Source organism: Stenotrophomonas sp. P5_B8 (genome assembly GCF_054049855.1).
Map to the genome: position 1 here is coordinate 1 of NZ_JBFULO010000561.1, position 2,043 is coordinate 2,043.

Below are 2,043 nucleotides of genomic sequence, written 5' to 3' on the forward strand. Positions count from 1 at the left end.
GCTGTGGGTAGCCCTAGGGTCATAGTCGAGTCGGCAAACCACGCGATCCGCAAACTGTATTCCGATGTGGAATCTTCGTGGATCGTGGTTCGGACAAGCGTCGATCACCAGGTGTTGTCCAGACAACTCCCCACCAATTTCAATGGGAAGCTTCAGCCTAACAGCATAGGCATCGCGACTAGGCTGCCAGACTGGCGACTGAATGCCCAGAAGACCCTTTGGGGCGGCCATGAACGCATCGACAGCAACAATGAAGTCAGATCCCTTTGACAAGTTGCCCCCTTTTTAATTGGAAAGGCTCGGTCACGGCGCCTGCGATTTTCACTTCGGACGCCTAGACGTTTTCACTCCGACTAAGCCCTGTCTCGCTAGCTCCATCAGTCACATCAATGTACAGAGTGAATGGCTTGGAGGCTATGGAACACATCCACATAGGCCACCCACCGATCGTTCGTGAAGACGCTCACAAGGCCGCAGGCGCAGGCCTGCCCCTCGACCTTGGGGCAGGCTGGGTCGTGGAGGTCGAAAGCCCGCCAGGGCTCGCCTATGGCCTGCCGTGCCACTTCTAGGCGGCCTTGATAGTCCTCAGGCAGGCACTGCCGCTCGGCGGCGAAGATGACGTAGGTGACCCCGTCCCACCCCTCCATTGAGCTATCCGTATCTACAGTAGAGATTGGCTCTTGGTCGTCAGTCACGGGCTGGCTCCGGTTCGGCATCCGTCGTCATAGCCACCAACTGCACCGTAATTTTCTGGATGGGCACAGAGTCCGCGTCGATTCCGACAGACTGGACCGGCTTGCCGAAGCCGCGATCCAACAGCGCCTCACAGGCCGCCCGGGCCAGGGAGAGGTTCTCCCCCCGCATGATCTCCACTAGGCGCTCAATGGCCTCTCGGCCGTGTTCCCGGGCCAGTTCCCGCACCTCAAAATCTACCTTGGGCCGCCCGCTGGGGTTACCCGATTGCCCTGGAACGAATGGCATAGCTCTCACCTATTGTTTTCATCTGTTACCAATGCGAACCCTTGTTTACGGAATGTCCCGTCAGCAGCATCAAAGCCAACTTCTTGGACGTGTCTTTCGAGGTATCTGCCCGCCATCTCAGTGAGGTCGAGTCCACCGAAGTAGACCCGCCTCCCAGCGTTGGCATGGAGCAGTACCGCTGCAATCCCCTTCACCGCAGCCGGGGACAGCGACTCAKGCTTGTCATGCGACGCCATATCCGACCCCGGTTACCTGTTTGCCCAGCGGCGTTGGAGGTCGATCATCGAGTCGCTAGCCAGTCGGCCACCGACGATGCCCGCCATCCGATTGCCACTCATGGAAGATCCGGAACTGCTGCCGCCGCCACCGCCCGCGAAGCCCTGGACGTTGTTGCCGAACCCGAGGTTCGATCCCTGTGCTGCTGGCTGCTCCGTTAGCTGCTGGCCCCATCTGCTTGAGGGCGACCAATTCGTGTAACTCGGCCGGGTGAACCCCTGACTGCCGAAGTTGTTAACTGACCCCTGACTCTGCAAGTAGCCATTCCAACTGCCACCCGGTGATTGAGCGCCGAGGCCGAGGTTTGAGGTAGTGGCCGGGGCTGCGGTGTACGCGTGCTGCGCCGACTGGGGGGCGCCGTAGACGGGAACCGCCTCGCGCTGAACATCGCCAATTCCGTAATTCGCCCCTCGATCAACCCAAGGAGACAGGATCTTGTCAAYGACCACCCCCGCGCCGGGAAAGAACATGTTGGCACCGATCTTTAGCGCGGTAGCAACGCCTGCTCGACCACCGTTATTTAGGTAATTCCCGCGCTCGTCATAGGGACTGCCAGGGGCAACGCGATTGGCCACAGTGGCGCGGAGCCGCCCGAAGAAGTTACGTTCAGCCATAGAAGTACTCCGGGTGCGTCGCACCCATTCAGTGAGTTGAGATTCGGTGGCTGGGGCGAAGTGTATGCTCCGCTGGCCACCCAGTGGATGGACCTCATGGACGCCTGGAAGAAGACCCAGTACCCCCTGCCCCAGTCTTGGGACGAGACAGCCGCATCTGACGACCGCAAAG

The 2,043-nt window shown here is 60.0% G+C and carries 4 protein-coding genes; 1 reads left to right on the plus strand and 3 read right to left on the minus strand.

Annotation, left to right across the window (positions count from 1 at the left end):
- The coding region (locus tag ACXJKH_RS19330) for a hypothetical protein (RefSeq protein WP_457321797.1) at window positions 1–270 on the plus strand (270 nt) is incomplete at its 5' end.
- Between the two features lie 116 nt (window positions 271–386).
- On the opposite strand, the gene ACXJKH_RS19335 is transcribed toward ACXJKH_RS19330, so the two are convergent.
- From ACXJKH_RS19335 to ACXJKH_RS19345, 3 genes are all read right to left on the minus strand, one after another.
- Complete coding sequence (locus tag ACXJKH_RS19335; protein ID WP_457321799.1) at window positions 387–695, minus strand: hypothetical protein; 309 nt, start codon at window positions 693–695, stop codon at window positions 387–389.
- Window positions 688–981 (minus strand): DUF5681 domain-containing protein, encoded by a 294-nt coding sequence (locus ACXJKH_RS19340; protein WP_457321801.1) that lies wholly within the window; start codon window positions 979–981, stop codon window positions 688–690. The genes ACXJKH_RS19335 and ACXJKH_RS19340 overlap by 8 nt, the downstream gene beginning before the upstream one ends.
- 248 nt (window positions 982–1,229) lie before the next feature.
- The gene (locus ACXJKH_RS19345) at window positions 1,230–1,871 is read right to left on the minus strand and encodes a hypothetical protein (RefSeq protein ID WP_457321803.1); all 642 of its coding nucleotides are present in this window, start codon (window positions 1,869–1,871) and stop codon (window positions 1,230–1,232) included.
- Window positions 1,872–2,043: the final 172 nt, after the last annotated feature.